Origin of the sequence: Caballeronia sp. dw_276 (assembly GCF_018449635.1) — a bacterium.
Lineage (GTDB): Bacteria > Pseudomonadota > Gammaproteobacteria > Burkholderiales > Burkholderiaceae > Caballeronia.
In genome coordinates this window covers 1-1,795 of record NZ_JAAVUV010000040.1, presented here as the reverse complement: position 1 = coordinate 1,795, position 1,795 = coordinate 1, and the positions used below count along the sequence as shown (strand labels likewise).

General features: G+C 64.2%; 1 protein-coding gene. It reads right to left on the bottom strand.

The features are described 5' to 3' along the window. A partial coding sequence (locus HB633_RS30500) for a non-ribosomal peptide synthetase (RefSeq protein WP_213781848.1) occupies positions 1-1,795 on the bottom strand: 1,795 nt, incomplete at both ends.

Genomic DNA, 1,795 nt, shown 5'->3' with positions numbered 1-1,795 from the left:
GTAGACGACATGTTCGTCTTGCGCCACCTGCACCAGCCCGGCACGGATCAACGGCCCCGTGCTCAGGTCGAATGGTTTGCCCGCCTGCTCATGGAGCAGGCGTTGTACTGCCGGCTCGCGCATGCTTTCACTGAGCGATTCGAGACTCACGCGTTGCAGCACGAGCTTCAGTTCCGGCTGCACGACCTGCACCGGCGTGCCGTCCACCTCGACAAAGCGGGTGCGCAATGCCTCGTGACGCCGCACTACCTCGTCGAGCGTCATCTCCAGCGCCTCTGCATCGAGTCGCCCCACCAGCCGGATTGCCGCAGGAATGTTGTACAGCGCGCTGCCCGGTTCCAATTGCTCGAGAAACCACAGCCGCTGCTGTGCAAACGATAGGGGTATCGAAGCACCGTCGCGTGCCACAGGCACAATCGCAGGGATCATGTTGCCCGCCCCCGCGCCGCGCGCATCTTCGATGTGACGGGCCAGCGACGCCAGCACCGGCGCCTCGAACAGCGCGCGCAACGCCAGTTCCACACCGAATACCGCACGCACCTTGGACACCACCTGCGTGGCCAGCAGCGAATGGCCACCCAGATCGAAGAAGTTATCGTGCAGGCCCACACGGATGACGTGCAGCACTTGCGACCAGATCGTCGCCAAGTTTCGCTCGGATTCCGTGCGCGGTTCGACGTACGTGTCCGTGTCGCCGGTCAACGCCGGAGCCGGCAGTGACCGACGGTCCAGCTTGCCGTTCGTCGTAAGCGGCAGCGCGTCGAGCTTGATGTAGTGCGACGGCACCATGTATTCCGGCAGCGTCCCGCGCAATGCCGCGCGCAGCGGGCCCGCGTCAAGCACTTCCGGCGTATCCGCATCCAGCGTGTGCGGAACCACATAAGCCACCAGCCGTCGCTCGTCACCCGCCACATCTTCGCGCGCCAGCACCACGGCTTCCTTCACCTGCGGTATCGTCGCCAGCGCCGCTTCGATCTCACCCAGCTCAATGCGAAAACCGCGGATCTTCACCTGCTGGTCCGCTCGCCCCCTATAGTCGAACTGACCATCCTGCCGATAGCGCGCCAGATCGCCCGTGCGATACATTCGTGCGCCCGGTGCGCCGAATGGGTCCGGCACGAAGCGCTCTGCCGTCAAATCTGGACGGTTCAGGTAGCCGCGCGCCAGTCCTGCGCCAGCCACATACAGCTCCCCCGTTACCCCCACCGGTACCGGCTGATACACGTCATCCAGCAGATACATCCGCGCATTGGGCAACGCGCGTCCAATCGACAGCGGGCTTGCCGTCGTTCCGCGCAGACCGAACCATGTCACATGCACGGTCGTCTCCGTGATCCCGTACATGTTGACCAGTTCCGGCCGTTGTGCGCCGTGCCGGCGCAGCCACGGCGTGAGCAGTGTCGCGTCCAGTGCCTCGCCGCCGAAAATCACCGTGCGCAATGACAGCGCCGGCAGCCCCGCTACTTCCTCCTCGTGCCGCATGAGTTGCCGGAAAGCCGAAGGCGTCTGGTTCAGGACCGTGACTTCCTGCTTCGCAAGCAACGCGTGCAGCGCAGCGGGCGTACGGCTGACCTCTTGCGGCACGATCAGCAGTTTGCCGCCATAGGCCAGTGCGCCCCAGATTTCCCAGACCGAGAAGTCGAAGGCAATCGAGTGAAACAGCGTCCACGTGTCGGCAGCACCAAACCCGAAGCGGCTCTGTGTCGCATCCAGCAGACTCACCACATTCGCGTGTTGGGAAAGAACCCCTTTCGGGCGCCCCGTCGAACCGGACGTGTAGATCACGTAGGCGAGA